Annotated in this window: 20 protein-coding genes and 1 pseudogene; 14 read left to right on the top strand and 7 right to left on the bottom strand. The window is 68.9% G+C overall.

Going from position 1 to position 20,998, the window contains the following annotated elements; all coding sequences use genetic code 11:
* Positions 1 to 7: 7 nt before the first annotated feature.
* Together ACR9FL_RS18100 and ACR9FL_RS18105 are read left to right on the top strand one after the other, a co-directional pair.
* Entirely contained in the window at positions 8 to 607 is a 600-nt protein-coding gene (locus ACR9FL_RS18100; protein ID WP_436356631.1) for a bifunctional diaminohydroxyphosphoribosylaminopyrimidine deaminase/5-amino-6-(5-phosphoribosylamino)uracil reductase RibD, read from the top strand.
* Positions 608 to 668: 61 nt separating this feature from the next.
* Positions 669 to 1,940, top strand: coding sequence for a pentapeptide repeat-containing protein (locus ACR9FL_RS18105; RefSeq protein WP_296175784.1), 1,272 nt, complete (start codon positions 669 to 671; stop codon positions 1,938 to 1,940).
* Between the two features lie 186 nt (positions 1,941 to 2,126).
* Here the strand turns inward: ACR9FL_RS18105 and ACR9FL_RS18110 are convergent, their stop codons facing one another.
* Positions 2,127 to 2,615, bottom strand: a complete 489-nt coding sequence (locus tag ACR9FL_RS18110) for an Hsp20 family protein (RefSeq protein WP_296175783.1) — start codon at positions 2,613 to 2,615, stop codon at positions 2,127 to 2,129.
* A gap of 286 nt (positions 2,616 to 2,901) precedes the next feature.
* On the opposite strand from ACR9FL_RS18110, the gene ACR9FL_RS18115 reads away from it, so the two are divergent.
* The 3 genes from ACR9FL_RS18115 (at position 2,902) to ACR9FL_RS18125 (ending at position 5,702) form a co-directional block, all read left to right on the top strand.
* Entirely contained in the window at positions 2,902 to 3,702 is an 801-nt protein-coding gene (locus tag ACR9FL_RS18115; RefSeq protein ID WP_296175780.1) for a class I SAM-dependent methyltransferase, read from the top strand.
* 78 nt (positions 3,703 to 3,780) lie between these two features.
* Positions 3,781 to 4,680 (top strand): class I SAM-dependent methyltransferase, encoded by a 900-nt coding sequence (locus ACR9FL_RS18120; protein ID WP_296175779.1) that lies wholly within the window; start codon positions 3,781 to 3,783, stop codon positions 4,678 to 4,680.
* Positions 4,677 to 5,702 (top strand): alpha/beta fold hydrolase, encoded by a 1,026-nt coding sequence (locus tag ACR9FL_RS18125; RefSeq protein WP_436356632.1) that lies wholly within the window; start codon positions 4,677 to 4,679, stop codon positions 5,700 to 5,702. Before ACR9FL_RS18120 ends, ACR9FL_RS18125 begins: the two co-directional genes overlap by 4 nt.
* Here ACR9FL_RS18125 and hisN read toward each other — a convergent pair.
* Positions 5,699 to 6,475 carry a histidinol-phosphatase gene (gene hisN / locus ACR9FL_RS18130; RefSeq protein WP_296175776.1) on the bottom strand — a complete coding sequence of 259 codons (777 nt, stop codon included), beginning with the start codon at positions 6,473 to 6,475 and terminating at the stop codon, positions 5,699 to 5,701. The genes ACR9FL_RS18125 and hisN overlap by 4 nt on opposite strands.
* Positions 6,476 to 6,554: 79 nt before the next feature.
* Positions 6,555 to 6,833: pseudogene (locus ACR9FL_RS18135) on the bottom strand (helix-turn-helix domain-containing protein); the annotation flags it as partial.
* A 183-nt stretch (positions 6,834 to 7,016) separates the two neighbouring features.
* Here ACR9FL_RS18135 and ACR9FL_RS18140 point away from each other — a divergent pair.
* Positions 7,017 to 7,274, top strand: coding sequence for a GlsB/YeaQ/YmgE family stress response membrane protein (locus ACR9FL_RS18140; protein WP_105562752.1), 258 nt, complete (start codon positions 7,017 to 7,019; stop codon positions 7,272 to 7,274).
* 73 nt (positions 7,275 to 7,347) lie between these two features.
* Here ACR9FL_RS18140 and ACR9FL_RS18145 read toward each other — a convergent pair whose 3' ends face one another.
* Positions 7,348 to 7,800, bottom strand: coding sequence for a superoxide dismutase (locus tag ACR9FL_RS18145; RefSeq protein WP_296175772.1), 453 nt, complete (start codon positions 7,798 to 7,800; stop codon positions 7,348 to 7,350).
* A gap of 147 nt (positions 7,801 to 7,947) precedes the next feature.
* Here ACR9FL_RS18145 and ACR9FL_RS18150 point away from each other — a divergent pair, with 147 nt between their 5' ends.
* Positions 7,948 to 9,612 carry a phosphatidylglycerol lysyltransferase domain-containing protein gene (locus ACR9FL_RS18150; RefSeq protein ID WP_436356633.1) on the top strand — a complete coding sequence of 555 codons (1,665 nt, stop codon included), beginning with the start codon at positions 7,948 to 7,950 and terminating at the stop codon, positions 9,610 to 9,612.
* Positions 9,613 to 9,860: 248 nt separating this feature from the next.
* On the opposite strand, the gene typA is transcribed toward ACR9FL_RS18150, so the two are convergent.
* Complete coding sequence (gene typA, locus ACR9FL_RS18155) at positions 9,861 to 11,693, bottom strand: translational GTPase TypA (protein ID WP_436356634.1); 1,833 nt, start codon at positions 11,691 to 11,693, stop codon at positions 9,861 to 9,863.
* A gap of 128 nt (positions 11,694 to 11,821) precedes the next feature.
* On the bottom strand, positions 11,822 to 12,892 hold the full coding sequence (locus ACR9FL_RS18160) for a YeiH family protein (RefSeq protein WP_436356635.1): 1,071 nt from the start codon (positions 12,890 to 12,892) through the stop codon (positions 11,822 to 11,824).
* Positions 12,893 to 12,975: 83 nt separating this feature from the next.
* On the opposite strand from ACR9FL_RS18160, the gene ACR9FL_RS18165 reads away from it, so the two are divergent.
* Positions 12,976 to 13,845 carry a LysR substrate-binding domain-containing protein gene (locus tag ACR9FL_RS18165; protein WP_436358182.1) on the top strand — a complete coding sequence of 290 codons (870 nt, stop codon included), beginning with the start codon at positions 12,976 to 12,978 and terminating at the stop codon, positions 13,843 to 13,845.
* 5 nt (positions 13,846 to 13,850) lie between these two features.
* On the opposite strand, the gene ACR9FL_RS18170 is transcribed toward ACR9FL_RS18165, so the two are convergent.
* Positions 13,851 to 15,899 carry an OPT family oligopeptide transporter gene (locus ACR9FL_RS18170; RefSeq protein ID WP_436356637.1) on the bottom strand — a complete coding sequence of 683 codons (2,049 nt, stop codon included), beginning with the start codon at positions 15,897 to 15,899 and terminating at the stop codon, positions 13,851 to 13,853.
* Between the two features lie 1,067 nt (positions 15,900 to 16,966).
* On the opposite strand from ACR9FL_RS18170, the gene mutM reads away from it, so the two are divergent.
* The 6 genes from mutM to rpsT all read left to right on the top strand — a co-directional run bounded on the left by mutM (position 16,967) and on the right by rpsT (position 20,480).
* Positions 16,967 to 17,830, top strand: coding sequence for a bifunctional DNA-formamidopyrimidine glycosylase/DNA-(apurinic or apyrimidinic site) lyase (gene mutM / locus ACR9FL_RS18175; RefSeq protein WP_296178475.1), 864 nt, complete (start codon positions 16,967 to 16,969; stop codon positions 17,828 to 17,830).
* Positions 17,831 to 17,928: 98 nt separating this feature from the next.
* Entirely contained in the window at positions 17,929 to 18,393 is a 465-nt protein-coding gene (locus tag ACR9FL_RS18180) for a hypothetical protein (RefSeq protein WP_436356638.1), read from the top strand.
* Positions 18,394 to 18,419: 26 nt separating this feature from the next.
* On the top strand, positions 18,420 to 18,920 hold the full coding sequence (locus tag ACR9FL_RS18185) for a hypothetical protein (RefSeq protein ID WP_296178479.1): 501 nt from the start codon (positions 18,420 to 18,422) through the stop codon (positions 18,918 to 18,920).
* Entirely contained in the window at positions 18,920 to 19,138 is a 219-nt protein-coding gene (locus tag ACR9FL_RS18190; RefSeq protein ID WP_296178481.1) for a helix-turn-helix transcriptional regulator, read from the top strand. The genes ACR9FL_RS18185 and ACR9FL_RS18190 overlap by 1 nt, the downstream gene beginning before the upstream one ends.
* Positions 19,139 to 19,292: 154 nt before the next feature.
* Positions 19,293 to 20,078 carry an enoyl-CoA hydratase-related protein gene (locus ACR9FL_RS18195; RefSeq protein WP_436356639.1) on the top strand — a complete coding sequence of 262 codons (786 nt, stop codon included), beginning with the start codon at positions 19,293 to 19,295 and terminating at the stop codon, positions 20,076 to 20,078.
* 132 nt (positions 20,079 to 20,210) lie between these two features.
* Positions 20,211 to 20,480 carry a 30S ribosomal protein S20 gene (gene rpsT / locus ACR9FL_RS18200; RefSeq protein WP_105562740.1) on the top strand — a complete coding sequence of 90 codons (270 nt, stop codon included), beginning with the start codon at positions 20,211 to 20,213 and terminating at the stop codon, positions 20,478 to 20,480.
* Positions 20,481 to 20,998: the final 518 nt, after the last annotated feature.

A 20,998-nucleotide genomic window follows, 5' to 3' on the forward strand; every position in this document is an offset into this window, starting at 1 on the left:
CGTCCATATGCGCCGCGCTATTGATCTGGCGCTGGCCAGCATGGGCGAGACCTGGCCCAATCCGGCGGTCGGCTGCGTCCTGGTCAAGGACGGGGTGGTGCTGGCCGAGGCGGCCACGGCGCCGGGCGGCCGTCCGCACGCCGAGGAACAGGCCGTGCCCGCCGCTGGCGAGGCCGTGAAGGGCGCGACCGCCTATGTCACCCTGGAGCCCTGCGGCGCCCGGTCGTCGGGCCGCAAGTCCTGCGCCCACTTCCTGGCCGAGGCCGGGGTGGAGCGGGTGGTGATCGCCGCGCTTGATCCCTCGCCCTTCGCCTCGGGACGGGGCACCGAGCGGCTGCGCCAGTCGGGCCTGACGGTCGAGACGGGCCTGCTGGCCGAGGACGCCGCCGTGCTCAGCGAAGGCTTCCTGCATCGTCTGGAAACCGGCCGGCCCATGGTCCGCATCAGCGAGGACGGAAAGGGCTTCGACGGCCGTTTCGTCGCCGCGCCGCGCGCCGATCTGACGACCGAGCTGAATCGCCTGGGCGAGGCCGGCTACACCCGGCTGTGGACCAATGAGGGCGAGCTGGCCGAGGCCCTGCGCGACCAGGGTCTGCTGACCGACTAGGGCCGCTGAAACCCCGGTTTCCGCAAAGCTTCCTTAATGGGGCGTAAGCCATGTTGGCGGCATGAGCGACGCCGCCGATCCTGTCCGCAAGAAACCGACCCAGGCCGAGGTCGATCTGATCTGCGCCAAGCATGATCGGCTGTGGCAGGCGCGGCCCGGCGGGGCGCGCGCCGTCTTCGCCTGGATGGACCTGTCGGGGCTGACCTTGCGGGGGCGCAATCTGGCCGATGCCGACTTCGCCGCCGCCCGTCTGCACAACTGCGACCTGTCCGGGGCCAAGCTGGACAACGCCAACTTCTTTGGCGCGGACATGCAGGACATCAACCTGGTCGACGCCAGCCTGAGGCGGGCGGATCTGCGCGGCGCCTGCCTGCGCGGGGCCGACCTGTCGGGGGCCGACCTGTTCGAGGCGGACCTGCGCGAAGGCACGATCGCGGCGGCGGACGGCAAGCTGGGCTTCCGCGTCATCGAGGCTCAGAAGCGCGGCGACACCCAGGCCCAGGGCGCCAGTCTTGTCGGGGCCAACCTGCAACGCTCGCGCATGACCGGTGTGGTGGCCATCGCCGCCGACTTCACCGATGCGGTGATGAAGGACTGCAAGCTGGTCCGGGCCAATCTGAAACAGGCCAACTTCACCGGGGCCGACTTGGCCGGGGCCGATCTGTCGGGGGCGGACCTGTCGGGCGCGGATTTGACGGACGCCATCCTGGTGGGGGTGAAAGCCGCCATGTGGCGCACCGACGGGGCCAATATGGAGGGCGCGTTGACCGACAATCGGTCGGCGGGCGAGTCCGTGAGCCGCATGCCCGCCGCCGAAATGCTGCGCGAGCACGCCCAGTGGTGCGAGACGGGCGGGGCCGAAGGCCAGCCCTCGGTCTTCGACGGGGTCGACCTGCGTCCGCTGGAATCCATTCGCGGCCTGAACCTGACGGCTCTGTCGGCCAAGGGGGCGGTCTTCTACGGCCTGGACATGGAAGGCGTGCAGCTTCAGGGCGCTCAGCTGGAGGGCGCCGACCTGCGCTCGGCCAATCTGCGTCGGGCCGACCTGCGTGGGGCGCGGTTGGGGCGCGCCAAGCTGAACGGGGCCGACCTGCGCGAGGTGCAACTGGGGCCGCTGATGCTGGGGCCCGAGCGGCTGCTGCCGGCGGATTTGTCTGGCGCCATCCTGCGCGGGGCCGACCTGTCGGGCGCCGACCTGCGCCGCGCCGTGCTCAAGGAGGCGGATCTGAGCCGCGCCGTCATGCATGGGGCCCAGGTCAAGCAGGCCGACTTCACCGGGGCCCAGACGGGCGGGGCGCGGGGTCTGGACCCGGCCGATCTGAAGGCGGCCTAGACCCTACACTCGTCATCCCGGCCGAAGCGCAGCGCAGAGCCGGGACCGCCCCATACTCAACGTCGGCGTTTTGAGCGGTCCCGGATAACGGCTGCGCCGTTTCCGGGATGACGGAATGATCGAGCAGGCACGAAAAAGGGGCGACGCGAGCGCCGCCCCTTCCCGGTTTCAGACGTCAGGCTGCGTTCAGGCGGCCTTCTTCGCCTTGTCGGCCTTGCCGGCGGTTTCACCCTCGATCAGGGCCTTGCCGGTTGCGATCTCGATGCGGCGGGGCTTGAGGGCCTCGGGCAGTTCGCGTTGCAGGTCGATGGTCAGCAGGCCGTTCGACAGGTCGGCGCCCTTGACCACCACATAGTCGGCCAGCTGGAAGCGGCGCTCGAAGTCGCGCTCGGCCAGGCCGCGATGCAGATAGGTCTTCTGGGGCGCGCCGTCGTCGTTGGCGGCCTTCTTGCCGGTGACGGTCAGGGAGTTTTCCTTGGCCTCGATGTTCAGCTCGTCAGGCGTGAAGCCGGCGACGGCGATTTCGATGCGATAGGCGTTCTCGCCGGTCGTCTCGATATTATAGGGGGGCCAGCCGTTCTCCTGGCTGGAGCGCGCGGCGCTTTCCAACTGGCGGGCCAGGCGGTCGAAGCCGACGGCGGAACGGTACAGTGGCGAGAAATCATAGGTACGCATGGGTCATCCTTCTGACATTCAGCAAGGTTGAGCCGCCCGGCGATTGGCGCCCCGGACGGCGGAGGGTGTCAGTCCCGGCGGTCCGAAATCGGCCCCGTCAGGTCTGGAGAGCCCGGGATCGGCGCTCTCGGATGAAGAGGTAGGCGCGCATTTTCGCGCCGCAAGGGGCGCTCGGCCCGCGCGAGGCGCGCGAAATCGTCGCTTGGTCCAATCCGCGCCTTGCCGAGGCCGCGAAGCGCCGTAAGGGTTACAGATTGTTTCTTTTCAGGACCGACCGGAGCCCCCCATGCGATCCCTCGTCCTCGCCGCCCTAGTGGCGAGCGCTCTCGCCGCGCCGGCTTTCGCCCAGAACGCCCCGCCCGAGACGCCCGCCCTGCCGCACCGTCAGGGCCTGTCGATGGAGATGCCCCAGGTCGAGGAGGACGCCGCGCTTCAGGCCGCCATCGCCTCGACCGCCCGGCCCGAGGCCGACCGCGTCCGCGACAGCCAGCGTCATCCGTTCGAGACCCTGACCTTCTGGGGCCTGCAACCCGGCCTGACGGTGGTGGAGATCGAGCCCGGCCGCGCCGGCTGGTGGCGCAACATCCTGGAGCCCTATGCGGCGGCCACCGGCGGCCGCTATGTCGCTGTCGGCCGACCGACCGAGGGCATGGGCGTCGAGGATGGGACGGCGGACATGGTGGTGGTGGCGCGCGCCTTCCACAACTGGTCCGGCGACGGCCGCACCGACCCCTATCTGGCCGCCTTCTTCAAGGCGCTGAAGCCGGGCGGCGTCCTGGCGGTCGAGCAGCACCGCAGCGTCGACGGCCTGAACGTCGCCGACGTCGCCTCGACCGGCTATGTGCCCGAAAGCTATGTCATCCACGCCGCGCGTCGCGCCGGGTTCGAGCTGGAGGCGCGCAGCGAGCTGAACGCCAATCCCAAGGATGATCGCGACCATCCGTTCGGCGTCTGGACCCTGCCGCCGGTCCGCACGTCGGAACGCGCGGGCCGCACCCTGACCGCCGAGGAACGCGCCGCCTTTGACGCCGTGGGCGAGAGCGACCGCATGACCCTGCGCTTCCGCAAGCCCGAGACCGTGAACTGATGCCGTTTGCGGTTTTGACCCCGGTGGAGAACGGCCTTAAGCCCGAAGGCATGATGATCCTGACCCAGGGAGGCGCGCATGGCTGAGCGATCGACGCGACGCGCGGTTCTGGCGGGCGCCTGCATGGCCGCCTTCGCCGGCCTGGCCGCCTGCGGCAAGAAGGAAGACAAGGCGGCGCCGCAGGCTCCGGCCGCGCCCGCCGGGCCGCCGGAAGGCTCGCTGGAGTGGGCCGTGGCCGGACCCTGGCGCTCGGCGTCGGACAAGGCGCGCGACGTCTGGCGTCACCCGATCGAGACCCTGCGTTTCTTCGGTCTTCAGCCCAAGATGACGGTGGTGGACTTCTGGCCCGGCAGCGGCTGGTTCATCGAGATCCTGGCCCCCTATCTGAACAAGGGCGGCGGCTCGCTCTATCTGGCGGGCTTCGCCGAAGGTCCCGCCGCGGACCCCGCCCAGATCGCCATCAACAACGCCCTCAAGGCCAAGCTGGAGGGCGACAAGAAGCTGTACGGCCAGGTCCAGTTCAGCGCCTTCGGCGCCGGCACGGGGCCGGTGGCGCCGGCGGGCACGGCCGATCTGGTGTTGTTCATGCGCTATATCCACGCCTGGATGGCCGCCGGCCTGGCCGAGAAGGCCTTCGCCGACGCCTATGCGGCTCTGCGGCCCGGCGGCGTCCTGGGGGTCGAGCAGCACCGGCTGCAGCCGGACGAAGACCAGGACCCGGCGGCGGCCAACGGCTATGTCCAGGAAGCCTTCGTCAAGCAACTGGCCGCCGAGGCCGGCTTCGTCTTCGTCGAGGCGTCCGAGATCAACGCCAACCCGGCCGACACCAAGGACCACCCCTTCGGGGCCGACACCCTGGCGCCCATTCGCCTGACGGCGCCCATGGGCCAGCCAGCCAATCCCGAGTTCGACCGCACCAAGTACGACGCGATCGGCGAGAGCGATCGCATGACCTTGAAGTTCAGGAAGCCCGAGTGAACCGCGCCACCGCCTTCGCCGCCCATGCGCCCCTGATGGGGGTTCCCGGCGCCGCTTCGCCCCCCGGCGGAGAGGGCGACTGGTATCGCGGCGCGGGCGGGCTTCGTCTGCGCGCGGCCCTGTGGACGCCGTCGGCCATGGTGGCCAAGACGCCGCGCGGCACGGTGGTGCTGAGCCCCGGCCGCACCGAGCCGATCGAGAAGTATTTCGAGGTCATCGGCAACTTCCTGGCGCGGGGCTTCTGCGTCCTGGCCCACGATTGGCGCGGTCAGGGCCTGTCGGCGCGGCTGCTGCCCGACCGTCTGCGCGGCCACGCCCGCGCCGTCGAGGAGTTCCTGGACGACTACGCCCGCCTGCTGGACGCCTATGAGACCAAGGCGCCCAAGCCCTGGATCATGGTCGGCCACTCGATGGGCGGGGCGCTGAACCTGCTGTCGCTGGAGGCGGGCGAGAGCCGGTTCGCCGGCGCCGTCCTGTCCAGCCCCATGCTGCGCATCAAGACCGGCAAGCGGTCGATGTGGTCCGTCAAGCTGGCGGTGCGGTGGAACCTGCGCCACGGCAAGGCGGGCGACTATGTGCTGGATAATCCCGACGATCCGTTCGACCACACCTTCGAGAAGGACGGCCTGACCTCGGATCAGATCCGATACGACCTGTGGCGTCAGCAGCTCTACGCCTGCCCGCACCTGGCCATCGGCGGCCCGACCTGGGGCTGGCTGGCCTTTGCTCTGGACGCCGGCGAGCGGGCGCTGAAGCCGCGCGCGCTGAAGTCGGTCAAGATCCCGGTCTGCGTGGTTCAGGCGTCCGAGGACGACAAGGTCTGGAAGCAGACCAACCGCTGGGCGGCGCGCCGTCTGGGACGGGGCCGCTATGTCGAGGTGCCCGGCGCCCTGCACGAGGTCATCATGGAGGCCGATCCGCTGCGCGGCGTCTTCCTCGACGAGTTCGACGCCCTGGCGGGCTATGTCGCCCCCGCCGAAGGCCAGGCGGCGACGCCCGCCCCGGAAAAGGGCGTGGCCTAAGCCTTCAGCACCGCGAGCGCCTGATCGGTCAGGGCGGCGTCGCCCACGGCCAGGATGCGGCCGTCGCCGTCGGGAGCCTGGCCGGTCCAGCTGGTGACCTTGCCGCCCGCCGCCTCGACGACCGGCTTGAGCGCCGACCAGTCCCAGACCTTGAGCTCGGTCTCGGCCACCAGGTCGATGCGGCCCGCCGCCACCATGGCGTAGGCGTAGGCGTCGCAGCCCAGGCGCGCCAGACGGACCGAGGCGCGCAGGCGCGTCCAGGCCTCGCGGTCGGCGCCGACGAAGATGTCGGGGTCGGTGGTGGCGATCAGGGCGTCGTACAGGGCCGGGCAGGCGCGGGTCTTCAGCGGGGTCTCGGCCCTGTCGCGCAGCAGGCGGGCGCCGGAGGGGCCGCCGAGGAAGATCTCGTTCAGATAGGGTTGGCCGATGGCGCCGATCACGGGCTGATCGTCATGACGCAGGGCGATCAGGGTGGTCCACAAGGGCAGCCCGGCGATGAAGGCGCGGGTGCCGTCGATGGGGTCCAGAACCCAGACGTGGTCGGCGTCGGGGCGGTCCTCGCCGTATTCCTCGCCGATGACGCCGTGGTGCGGATAGCGGGCGGCGATCAGGCGGCGGATGGCGGCCTCGGCGGCGCGGTCGGCCTCGGTGACGGGGTCGAAGGCGCCGGGTCCGGCTTTGTTCTCCTGGGCGAACGCGCCGCGGAAGAAGGGCAGGGCCGTGCGGGCGGCCTCATGCGACAGTTCGACGGCGAAGGCTTCCAGTTCGGTCATGCCGAGCAGATACACCGCCCCGCGCCGAGGAGCGAGGGGCTGATCTGACGAAGGGTCAGGCGGCCTTGCTGCCGGGGTGCAGGCTTTCGGCGCGCACGAAGGGCTCGATGCTGACCGTCGGGGCGGCGCGTTCGACGGCTTCGCCGAGACCGTCGTAGAAATAGGTGATCGGGGTCTCCAGCGCCTCGGCCAGCTCCCACAGGCGGGCGGCCGAGATGCGGTTGGCGCCGCATTCGTATTTCTGGATCTGCTGGAAGCGCACGCCGACCTGAACGGCGAGCTGCTGCTGGGTCAGGCCCAGAAGACGACGACGGCGACGCAGGCGGCGGCCCAGGTGAAGATCGATGTCGGCGGCCATGACGGCCCCTCCCTCTGATGATCTGCGCTGTGCCGGATCGGCACGGCTCAGGCCTCGCGCCGCAAGGGGCATGCCGTTTTCGCCTGTCGCGCGAACGGTGAAGCTTATTCCGCGTGGCAGGCAACCTGAGCGGTCGCGGCGCATTACGGTCAAGGCATCACGCCTTTTCACGGGAGGGATTGAATGAGCGGATTTGGATTCATCGCCTGGATCATCATCGGCATCGTCGCCGGATGGCTGGCGGAAAAGATCATGAAGCGCAGCCACGGCCTGCTGACCAATCTGATCGTCGGCGTCATCGGCGCCCTGATCGGCGGCTTCCTGGCCAACAACCTGCTGGGCATCGACGCCTCGGGCAACTGGATCGTCGGCATCATCGTCGCCACGGTCGGCGCGGTGGTGTTGCTGTTCCTGCTCGGCCTGGTCAAGAAGCGGGCCTGAGCCGTTTTCGGATCTGGAACGACAAAGGGGCGGCCCATGACGGGCCGCCCCTTCTTCATTCCGACCTGAGGGATCAGGCGGTCGGTTCGTCAGCCGCGGGCGGCTCCACCGGCTCGGCCGGGGGCGCGTCCGTAGCGTCAGCCGGCGGGGCGGCTTCGGCCGGAGCCTCGCCGCCGATCGGCGCGGCGGACTGGAAGTCGGCCAGGCTGGCGTTGACGACGATGGCGTCGCCTTCCTGACGGATGCCGGCCACCGGCACCGGGCGGACCGAGCCGTCGGCGCCGCGCACGGTCAGTTCCTGACCGGCGGCGCCGTTCTGGGCGCCGACCAGCTTGCCGAGTTCCGAACCGTCGGCGCTCTTGACCGTGGCGCCGGGCGTCAGGGTCAGGCTTTGGGGTTGGGCCGCAGGCGCCTCAACGGGAGCCGGTTCGGGCGTCTGCGGCGTCGTGGCGTCTTGTGCGAGCACAGGGGCGGCGAAGAGGAAGGCGCCGGCGATGCCGGTCAGCAGGGCGGTCTTGCGGATCATGAGGTTACTCCGGTCAAGCGAGTCTGGCGCTCGCGAAAAGGTGAACTCGCTGCATTTCAGATTGTTTCACCTGCCTAGAAATGACCTTTTCAGCGCCCCAAACCGCCGATTCTTGCTCTATGACGGGCGATCATCCCGAGAGGACGAATGACAGCGACGAAACGACAGGGCGGAGCGGGGCGAATCCTCCAGCGGTTGGGAGGCCTGGCCTATGAGTTGACGCCCCAGGTCTTCGCCGTGGCCTCCTTCATTCTGGGCGCGATCATGCTGCTGTCGGCGGCGACCCCGGCCTTTACCGGACGGCTGCAACTGCTGGACCGGATCGCGGCGCCCCTGCTGATCGACCTGTCGCATTTCGGCGCCAGCGTGACCGGCTTCCTGCTGCTGCTGGTGTCGGCGGGCCTGTGGCGCCGGCGACGGGGCGCCTATTACGCGGCCCTGTTCGGCCTGATGCTGGGGGCGGTCTTCTCGCTGATGAAAGGGCTGGACTGGGAGGAGGCGGCCGAGCTGACCCTGGCCGCGGCCCTGCTGCTGCCGTGCCGCGCCGCCTTCAACCGACGTTCGCGCCTGGGCGAGCCCTTGCGGCCCGGTTGGCTGCTGATGCTGGCGGCGGCCGTCGTGGCCATGCTGTGGCTCGGCTTCTTCGCCTATCGCGACACGGCCTATACCGATGAGCTGTGGTGGACCTTCCTGACGGACAAGCAGGCCTCGGGCTTCCTGCGGGCGGGCGCCGTCCTGGCCATCCTCACCCTGGCGGTGGCGGTGCGCTCCCTGCTGACGGCGCCCGGCGCGCGCAGCCACGGCCCGGCGGGGCCCGCCGACATCGAGCGCGCCCGCGCGGCCCTGATGGAGGCCGACACGGCGGCGCCCGAGGCAGGGCTGGCCCTGCTGGGCGACAAGGCCCTGTTGTTCAGCCCCTCGGGGCGCAGCTTTATCGCCTATCGCGTGCGGGGGCGGCGCTGGATCGCCATGGGCGAGGCGGCGGGCCTGAAGGCGGAGCGGCTGGAGCTGCTGTGGGCCTTCGCCGAGATGGCCGACAGCTACGGCGGCACGCCGGTCTTCTATTCGGTGGGCGAGGGCATGCTGGCGGACCTGGCCACCCTGGGCCTGGCCGTGCGCAAGGTGGGCGAGGCGGCCGTCATCGACGCCGAGCACTTCTCGACCGAGGGCAAGGGCAAGCAGAACCTGCGCACCGCCGTGAACCGCGCCGAGCGCGAGGGCGCGACCTTCGAGGTGCTGGCGCCCGGCGCCGTCCGGCCGCTGGAGGTCGAGCTGCGGGCGGTGTCCGACGCCTGGCTGGATCACCACAACGGGTCGGAAAAGGCCTTCTCCCTGGGGCGCTTCGACATCGACTATCTGGATCGTTCGCCGGTCGCGGTGGCGTGGGAGGACGGCCGCATCGTCGCCTTCGCCAACCTGCTGGTCGGGGCGAACGGCGAGGAGGCCATGATCGACCTGATGCGCCACGACCCGGACGGGCCGCACGGCATCATGGACTATCTGTTCACCCGCACGGCCCAGTGGGCGCGGGCCGAGGGCTTCAGGCGCTTTGACCTGGGCATGGCGCCCCTGGCGGGGCTGGAGGACCGTCGTCTGGCCCCCGTCTTCGCCCGCGTCGGCGCCCTGGTGTTCGAGGAGGGCGGGGCGGTTTACGGCTTCCAGGGCCTGCGCGCCTACAAGTCCAAGTTCGGGCCGGACTGGCGGCCCAAGTTCATCGCCGCCTCGACCTCGACCCCCCTGGCCCTGGCCCTGCTGGACGTGGCCCTGCTGACCAGCGGCGGCTGGCTGGGGCTGCTGGGGCTGAAGAAGTAGGGCGCGTGTCATCCCGGACGACCTGAAAGGTCGATCCGGGACCGCCAGAGGTAGCGACCGTCGCGTGTGTGGCGGTCCCGGCTCTCCGCTCCGCTGCGGCCGGATGACGGGATGAGGCAAGCGGCCTCAAGCAGCCCGAAGGGCGGTAGGCTCGGCAAAGACGGCCTCAAGCAGCCCGAAGGGCGGTAGGCCCCAAAAAGAAAGGCGACCCTTGCGGATCGCCTTCTTCATGTCGGTTGTCGCCGGCCTTAGTCGGGGCGCTGGCGCTTCTTGCGGAACGAGGGGTTCAGCGTCTGCTTGCGCAGGCGGATCGACTTGGGCGTGACCTCGACCAGCTCGTCTTCCTCGATGTAGGCGATGGCCTGTTCCAGCGACATCTGGCGCGGCGGGGTCAGGCGAACCGACTCGTCTTTGCCGGCGGCGCGGACGTTGGTCAGTTGCTTGCCCTTGATCGGGTTGACGTCCAGGTCGTCCCAGCGGCTGTTCTCGCCGATGATCATGCCCTGATAGGTCTTCTCGCCGGCGCCGACGAACATGACGCCGCGGTCTTCCAGGTTCCACAGGGCGAAGGCGGCGGTTTCACCGTCCGAGTTCGAGATCAGCACGCCCTTCAGACGGCCCTCGATGGCGCCCTTGTGCGGCTCGTAGTGCGAGAAGACGCGGTTCAGCACGCCCGAACCACGCGTGTCGGTCAGGAACTCGCCCTGATAGCCGATCAGCGAACGCGACGGGCACTTCAGCTGGATGCGGGTCTTGCCGGCGCCCGAGGGGCCCATGTCGGTCATTTCGGCCTTACGGGCCGACAGCTTCTCGATGACGATGCCCGAGAACTCGTCGTCGACGTCGACCATGACGTCTTCGATCGGCTCTAGCTTCTCGCCGTTCTCGCCGGTCTGGAAGACCACGCGCGGACGCGAGATCGAGACCTCGAAGCCTTCGCGGCGCATGTTCTCGATCAGAACGCCCAGCTGCAGTTCGCCGCGGCCGGCGACCTCATAGGCGTCGCCGCCTTCGGTCGTGGTGACGCGGATGGCGACGTTGGCTTCGGCTTCCTTCAGCAGGCGGTCGCGGATGACGCGCGACTGGACCTTGTCGCCTTCGCGGCCGGCCAGGGGGCTGTCGTTGACCGAGACGGTCATGGAGATGGTCGGCGGGTCGATCGGTTGGGCCGGCAGGGCGTCCATGACTTCCATGGCGCACAGGGTGTCGGCCACGGTCGCCTTGGACATGCCGGCGATGGCGACGATGTCGCCTGCTTCCGAACCCTCGTCCAGGGGCTGACGCTTCAGGCCGCGGAAGGCCAGAACCTTGGTGATGCGGCCGCGCTCGATTTCCTTGCCGTCACGGTCCAGGGCGTGGATGGCCATGCCGGGAACGGCCTTGCCGCTCTGGATGCGGCCGGTCAGCAGGCGGCCCAGGAAGGGGTCGCTTTCGATCAGGACGTTCAGCATCTGGAACGGCTTGTCGCGGTTCTCTTGCACCTTGGGAGCCGGGACGTGGTCGACGATCAGGTCGAACAGGGGGTGCAGGTTGTCGTTGGGGACGTTCAGGTCCAGCGTGGCCCAGCCCGAGCGGCCCGAGGCGTAGATGTGGGGGAAGTCCAGTTGCTCGTCCGTGGCGCCGATGGCGGCGAACAGGTCGAAGGTCTCGTTGTGGACGCGGTCCGGATCGGCGTGGGCGCGGTCGACCTTGTTGATGCACAGGATCGGGCGCAGGCCCATCTTCAGCGCCTTGGTCAGCACGAACTTGGTCTGGGGCATGACGCCCTCTTCGGCGTCGACCAGGATGACGCAGCCGTCCACCATGCCCAGGATGCGCTCGACTTCACCGCCGAAGTCGGCGTGGCCGGGGGTGTCGATGATGTTGATGCGGGTTTCGCCAGCCTTGCCGTTCCACAGCACCGAGGTGCACTTGGCCAGGATGGTGATGCCGCGCTCTTTTTCCTGGTCGCCCGAGTCCATGGCGCGCTCAGTGGTCGCCTCGTTGGCTCGGAAGACGCCGGACTGAGCCAGCAGCTGGTCAACCATGGTGGTCTTGCCGTGGTCAACGTGGGCGATGATAGCGACGTTACGAAGGTTCATTTCGGGCTCGGGCGGACTGTGTTCGGCCACGGAAGTCCGGGCCGCTGCAAGATGCGGAAAGCGGGAAGGAAGCGGCGCCTCTTACAGCCCTATCGACCGAAAGGCCAGCGGGGCGGTTCGATTGTGCGTCAGCCGGGTAAAATGAGCACGATCGTCGCCAGCGCAAGCGCGCCGATCAGCAGGGCCGAAAGGGCGGCCACGGCGGCCACGCGCGGGCCGGCGCGGACGACGGCGCGCGGATCGACCATCAGGCCCAGGGCGGCCATGGCGATCAGGGTCATCGACGTCACCCCGGCCTGAAGCGGGGGCAGGACGAACTCTGGGATCAGGCCCGCCGAGCGCAGACCCATCAGGATCAGGAAGACGATGATAAACCAGGGGGCCATGTGGTGCAGCCTGGGCCGCTTGGCGCCTTCGACTTTTCCAGAGCGCATCAGGCCCAGGACCAGGCAGACCGGACCCAGCATCAGGACGCGGACCAGCTTGACGATCGCGCCGGTCTGGACGGCCAGCATCCCGGCGGGGGCGGCGGCGGCCAGGACCTGAGGCACGGCATAGACGGTCAGGCCAGCCAGGACGCCGACGCGGGTAGCGTCATAGCCCATCAGGGCGCCGACCACCGGGACCAGCAGGACCACGGCGATGCCCAGGACGGCGGTGAAGCCGATGGCGGCGGCCACGTCCTGGCCCTCGGCCTCTATGACGGGGGCGACGGCGGCGATGGCCGAGTTGCCGCAGATGGCGTTGCCGCAGGCGACCAGCAGGGCCATGGCGGGCGGCAGGCCGAAGGCGCGGCCGAGCGCATAGCCGCCGACGATGGCCAGGGCGACCACGCTCATGATGGCCAGCAGCATGACGGGGCCGAGCGCCATGACGGCGGCGCCGGACACGGTGGCGCCCAGCAGGGCGACGGCGACCTCCAGCAGGGTCTTGGCGCTGAAGGCGATGCCGGGCGCCCAGAGGCTGGACGGGGTCCAGACCAGGCGCAGGGCCGCCCCCACCAGGATGGCGATGACCAGACCCTCGACCCAGGGGTGGCCGAACAGGGCGGTCTCGATCAGTTGCAGGCCATAGGCGGCCGCGCCGACGCTCGCGCTCAGCAGGACGCCGGGCAGCAGGCGGGCGACGCCGCGCAGCGGGGCGGGCAGAGCGCCGGTCTGGCGGAGGTGATCGGAGACGGAATGATGAGCGGTCGCCATGAGGCTGCATCCTCTGCTCCGGCTTCTGATCAATCCAACGGATAGTTCTGGATTTAATGATCGAGAAAAGCGATTGATTGGCCATGACGCTGGAACAGCTCCGCATCTTTGTCGCCGTGGCCGAGCGCCTGCACATGACGCGGGCGGCCGAGGCCCTGCACCTGACCCAGTCGGCGGTCAGCGCGGCGGTGGCGGCGCTGGAGGCGCGGCACGGGACCCAGCTGTTCGACCGGGTGGGCCGGGGTCTGGCCCTGAACGCGGCGGGCGCCGCCTTCCTGCCCGAGGCCCGCGCCGTCCTGGCCCAGGCCGAGGCGGCGGAACAGGCCCTGGACGATCTGGCCGGTCTGAAGCGCGGCGCGGTGCGGCTGTTCGCCAGCCAGACCATCGCCGCCTACTGGCTGCCGCCGCGCATGGCGGCCTTTGCGCGGGCCCATCCGGAGATCCAGCTGCACCTGTCGATCGGCAATACGCACCGGGTGGTCGAAGCGGTGCTGGCGGGCGAGGCGGAACTGGGCCTGATCGAGGGGGCGTTTGAGGCCCCCCGGGTCGAGAAGGTGCGAATGGACGCCGACCGGCTGGTGGTGGTGGCGGCGCCGGGGCATCCGCTGGCGGGGCGGAGCGAGGCGCTGTCGGCGGCGGAGCTGAAGGCGCTGGACTGGGTGCTGCGTGAAGAGGGTTCGGGGACGCGCAGCGAGTTCGAGGCGGCCTTGCCGCGCGGCGTCGCGGCGGGGCTGCGGGCGGTTCTGACCCTGCCGTCCAACGAGGCCATCCTGTCGGCGGTGGCGGCGGGGGGGCTGGTCACGGCGATCTCGGAACTGGCCGCCCAGCCCCTGATCGAGGCGGGGCGGCTGGTTCGTCTGCCGCTCGATCTGCCCGAGCGGCCGTTTCATCTGCTGCGTCACCGCGAACGGCGGCCCAGTAGGGCGGCGGAGGCGTTCGCCTCCGCGCTCTAGGGATTTTAGACCTTGGCCGAGCGGCTGCGGATCCAGGAATAGAGGGCGAAGGTCAGGACCGCGAAGGCGACCAGACCGGCCCACATGGCGGGCCAGGCCGTGTCCTTGGGCAGAAGCGCGAAGGGGGCTTCGTTCCGGGTGCTGACGATGACGGCGGCGGTGAAGACGCCGAACAGGCTTTCCCCGACGATCAGGCCCGACGCCAGCAGCACGCCCATGCGACGACCGACGTCGGCGAAGCGGGTCGTGGCGATCCACTTGTCATAAGCCCAGCCGCAGACGGCGCCGACGACCAGCATGGTGGTGACAGCGGCCGGCAGATAGACGCCGATGCCGGCGGCCAGGGGCGGCAGCTTGACCTTGTCCTTGGTGGCGCCGCGCAGGACGACATCGAGGATGATGACGAGGACGCCGACGACGGCGCCGATGCCGATCAGGTCCCAGCGCAGCTCGCCGCTGATGACGCCCTTGGCCAGGGCCGAGATCAGGGTGGCCTGGGGCGCGGCCAGGGTCTGGGCGCCTTGGACGATGGCGGGCGGGCCGCCCTCGAAACCGAAGGCCTGGTTCATCATGTCCAGGACGAAGGGGATGACCAGGGCGCCGGCGACGACGCCGACCAGCAGGGCCGTCTGCTGACGCCAGGGCGTGGCCTCGACCAGCTGGCCGGTCTTGAGGTCCTGCAGGTTGTCGTTGGAGATGACGGCCACGGCGAAGACCACGGCGGTGACGATCAGGGCGAAGGCGATGATCGACGGATCGGCGGGCACGCCGGCGATGGCCATGACGCCCAGCATCAGCAGGGAGGCGATGATGATGGCCAGGATGCCGACGCCCGACACGGGGCTGTTGGATGAGCCGATCAGGCCGGCCATGTAGCCGCAGATGGCGGCCACGGCGAAGCCGATGACCACGACATAGATGAGGCCGCCGACGACCAGCAGGGGGGTGGAGCCGGCCAGGGCCGTGCCCTGGGCGAAGACGGCCAGCAGGACGGCGATGCCGACCAGAGCGGCGATCGACAGCAGGCCGACGAACTTGATCGGAATGTCCTGCTCGGTGCGGTCCAGGACCTCGCCGTGGGCGCGCTTGGTCTGGGCGGCGACGGCCGAGGCCAGGCCGGCGACCAGGGGCTTGGCCAGCTTGGCCAGGGTCCACAGGGCGGCCACGCCGATGACGCCGGCGCCGATGAAGCGGACTTCCTTGGCCCAGACGGTCATGGCCAGTTCCTCGGCGGGCGCCCCGGCGGGCAGGGTTCCGGCGATGGAGGGCACGCCGTGGGCGGCGGCCCAGGCCATGAACTCGGGCGAGGTCAGGATGGGCACGAAGATCAGCCAGGCCAGGATCAGGCCGAACAACTGGGTCAGGCCGACGGCCAGACCGATCAGGTGACCGGCGCCCAGAAGGGCGAACTGCATGGAGAAGCCGACGCCGGTGGCGCCGCCGCCGAGCGCGGCGGGCAGGCGCGCGAAGGCGACGGTCTCGGCGGCGAAGACGCGGGCCGAGGCCAGGAAGGCGAAGAAGGCCGAGGCGACGGCGCTGCCGATGACCACGAACAGGCCCGAGCGGTTCTCGCGCACGGCCTCGGCGGATTCATCGGCGCCGGGCGAGCCGACCTTGAGCACCTCGGCGGCGGCGACGCCCTCGGGGTAGGGCAGGCCGCCCTGGACCACCAGGGTCCGGCGCAGCGGAATGGAGAAGGTCACGCCCAGCACGCCGCCGAGCACGCAGATGGCCACCGATTCCCAGAAGGGGAAGTTCATCCACCAGCCGATCATGACCAGGCCGGGCAGGACGAAGATGATGGAGCTCATGGCGCCGCCGACCGAGGCGACGGTCTGCACCGTCATGTTCTCCCAGATGGTCGAACCCTTGAAGGCGCGCAGCAGGGCCATCGAGATGACCGCCGCCGGAATGGCCGAGGCGAAGGTCAGGCCGACCTTCAGGCCCAGATAGGTGTTGGCCGCCGTGAAGACCGCCGCCAGCAAACAGCCCAGGATCAGGGCGCGGATGGTCAATTCGATGCGTTTGCCGGTTCCGGCGGGTCTGTCTGTCATGCGCGGTTCTTTCCGTTGTGCGCGGAGGTAAGCCGGAAAGCGCGGCCGTGACAACGGGTCGCGGAGGCTTCCCTTCTCCCCTTGCGGGAGAAGGTGGCGGCCGAAGGCCGACGGATGAGGGGTTTTGCCGGCGGTCGCGAGACCCCTCATCCGACCTCGCTCCGCTCGGCCACCTTCTCCCGCAAGGGGAGAAGGAACTTCTTGAGTGCGCTATCGCCCTTCGGGCTGCTTGAGCGCCGGCGTCCGCCTCGCGAAATCGCGGGCGGTGGAAGGGCTGGGCGGGACGCCGGGCCTTCGCCCGGAGTGAGTGAGTAATACCGTTTCGACGAAGACCGACGCCCCGCGCGAAGAGTTGTTCATGAGCTCGGGGCAGGCGCCGGTCTTATCGGCTACCCCCGGCGCCCATGACGGGCAGGCTGCACCGGCGTGCAGTCCTGGAACGGTCCGCGTAACCCCCGCGACCCTGACCGGGACCTCTCTGGCGGACGGGTCGAACGCCCCGTCGCTAGGCCCCTGCGGCGTCTTGATTGAAGTGGGGTCTACCGCCCTTCGGGCTACTTGAGACCCCGAGATTAGCCCGCGTTCGCGCGCTGCCCCCTTCACTCCTGAACCCTCCGCCCGATCCGTCGCCGCCTTCCGCTGGGTGCTCCCTTGCCCGGCGCGCGCGATGGAGGGCGGGAGGTTCGACAAGACCCCCGTTCTCTCCGCTCCCGCCGCCGCTTCGGTTCGCCGGCCGAGCGAGCCCTCCCTTGCGACGGGACGGGAGGAAGCATGGCAGGGGTTGGAGGTGCGGCGAGCAGATGGGGGATGGGGGCGGCCAATCCCGCTGATTTTCAGGGATTGGCGAGGTTGGATGTGAAGGCTCAGCCCTTTCACCGCTCATCCCGGCGGACGCCGGGATCCAGTGAGAGCTCCGCGCGCGGCCTTTGCAGCCAAAGGACTGGACCCCGGCGTCCGCCGGGGTGAGCGGACCTTTAAGGGAGCGAGCCCCCTCATCCGTCAGCCCCCAGATCAAGTCCGAGGACTGCCACCTTCTCCCGCAAGGGGAGAAGGATTAGGCTTCTTCCATGCCTGAATTACCCGAAGTCGAAACCGTGCGGCGTGGTCTGGAGCCGGTGCTGGAGGGGGCGCGGCTGACGGCGGCGCGTCAGAACCGGCCGGACCTGCGCTTTCCCTTTCCCGAGCGGTTCGTGGAGCGGCTGGACGGGGCGACGGTGCTGCGGCTGGATCGGCGGGCCAAGTATCTGTTGTTCCCGCTGTCGACCGGCGAGACCTGGGTGACCCATCTGGGGATGACGGGGCGGTTCACCCTGGAGGGCGTGGCGCCGGGGGTGTTCGAGACGGAGGCGCCCGTCGCGGGCAAGCACGAGCATATGAGTTTGACGGCGGAGCGGGCCGGGGTGCTGACGCGGTTGGGATACGCCGATGCGCGGCGGTTCGGCTTCATGGGGTTGATCCCGACCGAGGCGGTCGAGGGCCATGCCTGGTTTATGGACCTGGGGCCGGAGCCGATGGGCAACGCCTTTTCGGCCGCCCATCTGGCGGAGGCCTTCGCCGGCAAGGCGCAGAACATCAAGGTCAGCCTGCTGGATCAGAGGATCGTGGCGGGGCTGGGCAATATCTATGTCTGCGAGGCGCTGTATCGGGCGCGCATCTCGCCGCTGACGGCGGCGGGCAAGGTTAGTCGGCCCCGGCTGGAGCGGCTGGCGACCGAGGTGCGCAACGTCCTGGCCGACGCCATCGCGGCGGGCGGCTCGACCCTGAAGGACTTCGCCAATGTCGAGGGCGGCCAGGGCTATTTCCAGCATCGCTTCGACGTCTATGGCCGCGAGGGCGAGCCGTGCCGGACCGAAGGCTGTTCCGGCGTGGTGGCGCGCGTGGTCCAGGGCGGGCGCTCGACCTTCTTCTGTCCGGTCTGCCAGAAGCGGTGACGTGTCCGATAAATCGGACGTGATGTAAAAAATTATAGACATGATGTCTGTGTCATGCGACATCGCCTCATCGCTTGGGATCAAGGAGGAGGCGGCTGATGTCGTTCAGGGAAAAACTGTCGTGGGGCATGCTGCTGACCACCTCGGCGGTGTGGAGCTTCTATTTCGTCCGGCTGGGGCTGAAGGCGGCCGACGGCCTGCTGACGCAGGATCTGGTGCTGTGGACCATGGGGGTCTGCATCGGTTTCAGCGTGGCGGCCCATGTCGGTTTTTCCATTCTGGCGGCGGTCAGCACCTCGAAGGCGGAGCGCGGCGTCATCGACGAGCGCGAGCAGGGCGTGGCCCTGAAGGCCAGTCAGGCGGCCTTTCTGACGATGAGCGCCGTGCTCGGCGGTCTGGCGGCCTTCGCCTATGTCTATGCCCGCAAGCACCCGGACCTGTTGGGGGCGGAGGCGCTGGCGCCGGCCATGCTGCTGGCGGCCAATGGGGTGATCTTCGCCCTGGCCCTGTCCGAGGTGGTGCGTCACGCCACCCAGATCACCCTGCTGCGCCGGGTCGGTTGAAAGCCGGCCAAGGAAGGGAGCGCGTCATGACGTTTCGTGAGAAGAGCCTGTGCCTTCAGTTCCTGGCCACGGCCGGGGTCTGGGGCTTCTATTTCTGGACATTGATCGGGATGTGGGGCGGAGGTCGCGCGCGCGATCTGCTGGCGGACGCTACGACCTTGTTCGTGGTCTGCGTCTTCCTGTCCCTGGCGATCAGCGCGGCGACCGGGGTGATGTCCCTGCTGATCTCGCGCCGGGCCGAGCGGGCGGTGCGCGACGAGCGCGAACTGGCGGCCCGCGCCCGCGCCATGCAGGTCGGCTATGTCCTGTTGTGCGGAGCCGTGGTCTGGGGCGCCTGGAAGATCTACGCCCTGGCTGCTTTCCTGGCCTATGCCTATGGTCTGCCGGAGACGGGTCAGGCCGGCACGCCGGGGCCGTGGATCCCCAATCTGGTTCTGGAGCAGGCCAACTGGATCCTGTTCGGCTTCGTGGCGGCGGAACTGCTGCGGATGGCGACTGAACTCATCCTTCTGCAGCGGGGCCGCTGATGGGCAAGTCGCCGCCTCCAATCCGAAACCGCATCCGCGAGCTGCGCTTTCACGCCGGGGAAATGACCCAGGCGGATCTGGCCGCGCGCATCGGCATGACGCGCCAGACCATCGTGGCCATGGAGCAGGGAAAATACTCGCCCAGCCTGGAGGCCGCCTTCCGCATCGCCCAGGTCTTCGGCGTCGAGATCGGCGAGGTGTTCCAGTGGGAGGGCTGAACCCCCTTCCGATCACCCCGGCGGAGGTCGGGGTCCAGTAAGAACCTCGGGCTCGTCCAGCGAACCTATCGCCCTTGGCCAAAGAACTGGATCCCGGCTTCCGCCGGGATGAGCGGGTTGGTAAAGCCGGGGCGACATAATCAGGAGCGCCCAGATGACCGACGCCTATTCCACCCTGCTGATCGAACGCCACGCCGACGGCTATGCGGTCGTCACCCTGAACCGGCCCGAGGCGCTGAATGCGCTGAACACCACCCTGACCGGCGAACTGGGCGACTTCCTGGAGAGCGTGGCCGACGACGACAGCGTGCGCTGCGTGGTCCTGACCGGCTCGGTCAAGGCCTTTGCGGCCGGCGCCGACATCAAGGAGATGGCGGATCAGGCCTATGCCGACATGTATCGCGGCAACTTCTTCGCTCGCGCCCATGACCGGGTGGCCAGCTTCCGCAAGCCGATCATCGCGGCGGTCTCGGGCTATGCGCTGGGCGGCGGCTGCGAGCTGGCCATGCTGTGCGACTTCATCATCGCCTCGGAGACGGCCAAGTTCGGTCAGCCCGAGATCAACCTGGGCGTGGCCCCCGGCATCGGCGGCTCGCAGCGCCTGACCCGCGCCGTGGGCAAGGCCAAGGCGATGGACATGTGCCTGACCGGGCGGATGATGGACGCGGCCGAGGCCGAGCGGTCCGGTCTGGCAGCACGCGTGGTCGCGGTTGACGTCTTGCTGGACGAGGCGCGGGCGGCGGCGGCCAAGATCGCCGGCCAGTCGATCCTGGCGGTCATGGCCAACAAGGAACTGGTCAACGCCGCCTTCGAGACGACCCTGACGCAAGGGGTGGTGTTCGAGCGCCGCCTGTTCCACTCCCTGTTCGCCTTCGAGGACCAGAAGGAGGGGATGGCGGCCTTCGTGGAGAAGCGCAAACCCGCCTTCACCGGCCGTTAAACCCAGGCCCTGATTCAATTCCGGCCGGATCGCGTTGACCGGCCGGAGCCTTTCCGCTATAGCCGCCCGCTCTTGAGATTTCCTCGCCGTGGACGTGGGTTCGCGGCGTTTTCGTTCGAAGGTTTTTACCCGATGGCCAACAATGCAGGCGCCCGCAAGGCGATCCGCAAGATCGAAGCGCGGACCGAAGTGAACAAGGCCCGCCGTACGCGCGTTCGCACCTACCTGCGCAAGTTCCAGGAAGCCCTGACGGGCGGAGACGTCGAAGCCGCCAAGAGCGCCTTCATCACGGCTCAGTCGGAACTGATGCGCGCCGTGTCGAAGGGCGTGGTTCACAAGAACACCGGCTCGCGCAAGGTTTCGCGCCTGGCCGCCCAGCTGAAGAAGCTGTCGGCCGCCTGATTTAGGCGACGTCGGGACGGGCTTTCACGTCTTTGTCAAACGACGTCATCTAACGCGCTCGGACGACCCGTAACCGGGTTGTCGCAAGAAAATCTAACGATTTCAACGGCGAGGAAGCGCAAGCTCCCTCGCCGTCTTGCTGTCTGACGCTAAGTCGCGGACGGAATTCCATAGAATCCAGCGTTAGCGAATGGGGCGAAATCGCCATTTTCCCAAGCGACGCCGGGGTTTGCCGGAGTCAAACAATTTAAGTGCGAATCTCGACTCGAATCAGCGTTGATCTCCGCCGTGCGACGCGTAAGTTTTGGCCTGTAACGCACTTCCATCCCAATCCGGATGAAGACGGGGGAAATCAATGGTTTCCGCCGGCGGGAGACGTCTGTCCGTGAGTACGACCCCACCTGCAAAACCTCGGTTTTGCGGGGCAGGAGAAGTCGTCCCGGCTGTCGCCTTCGTTGTGCGTTCGTTCGGTGGTTCTAACTCTTGGCGGGTGTGTTTTGACGATATTGGGGGGCGCG

This window comes from Brevundimonas sp. CEF1, from assembly GCF_051353055.1.
Lineage (GTDB): Bacteria > Pseudomonadota > Alphaproteobacteria > Caulobacterales > Caulobacteraceae > Brevundimonas.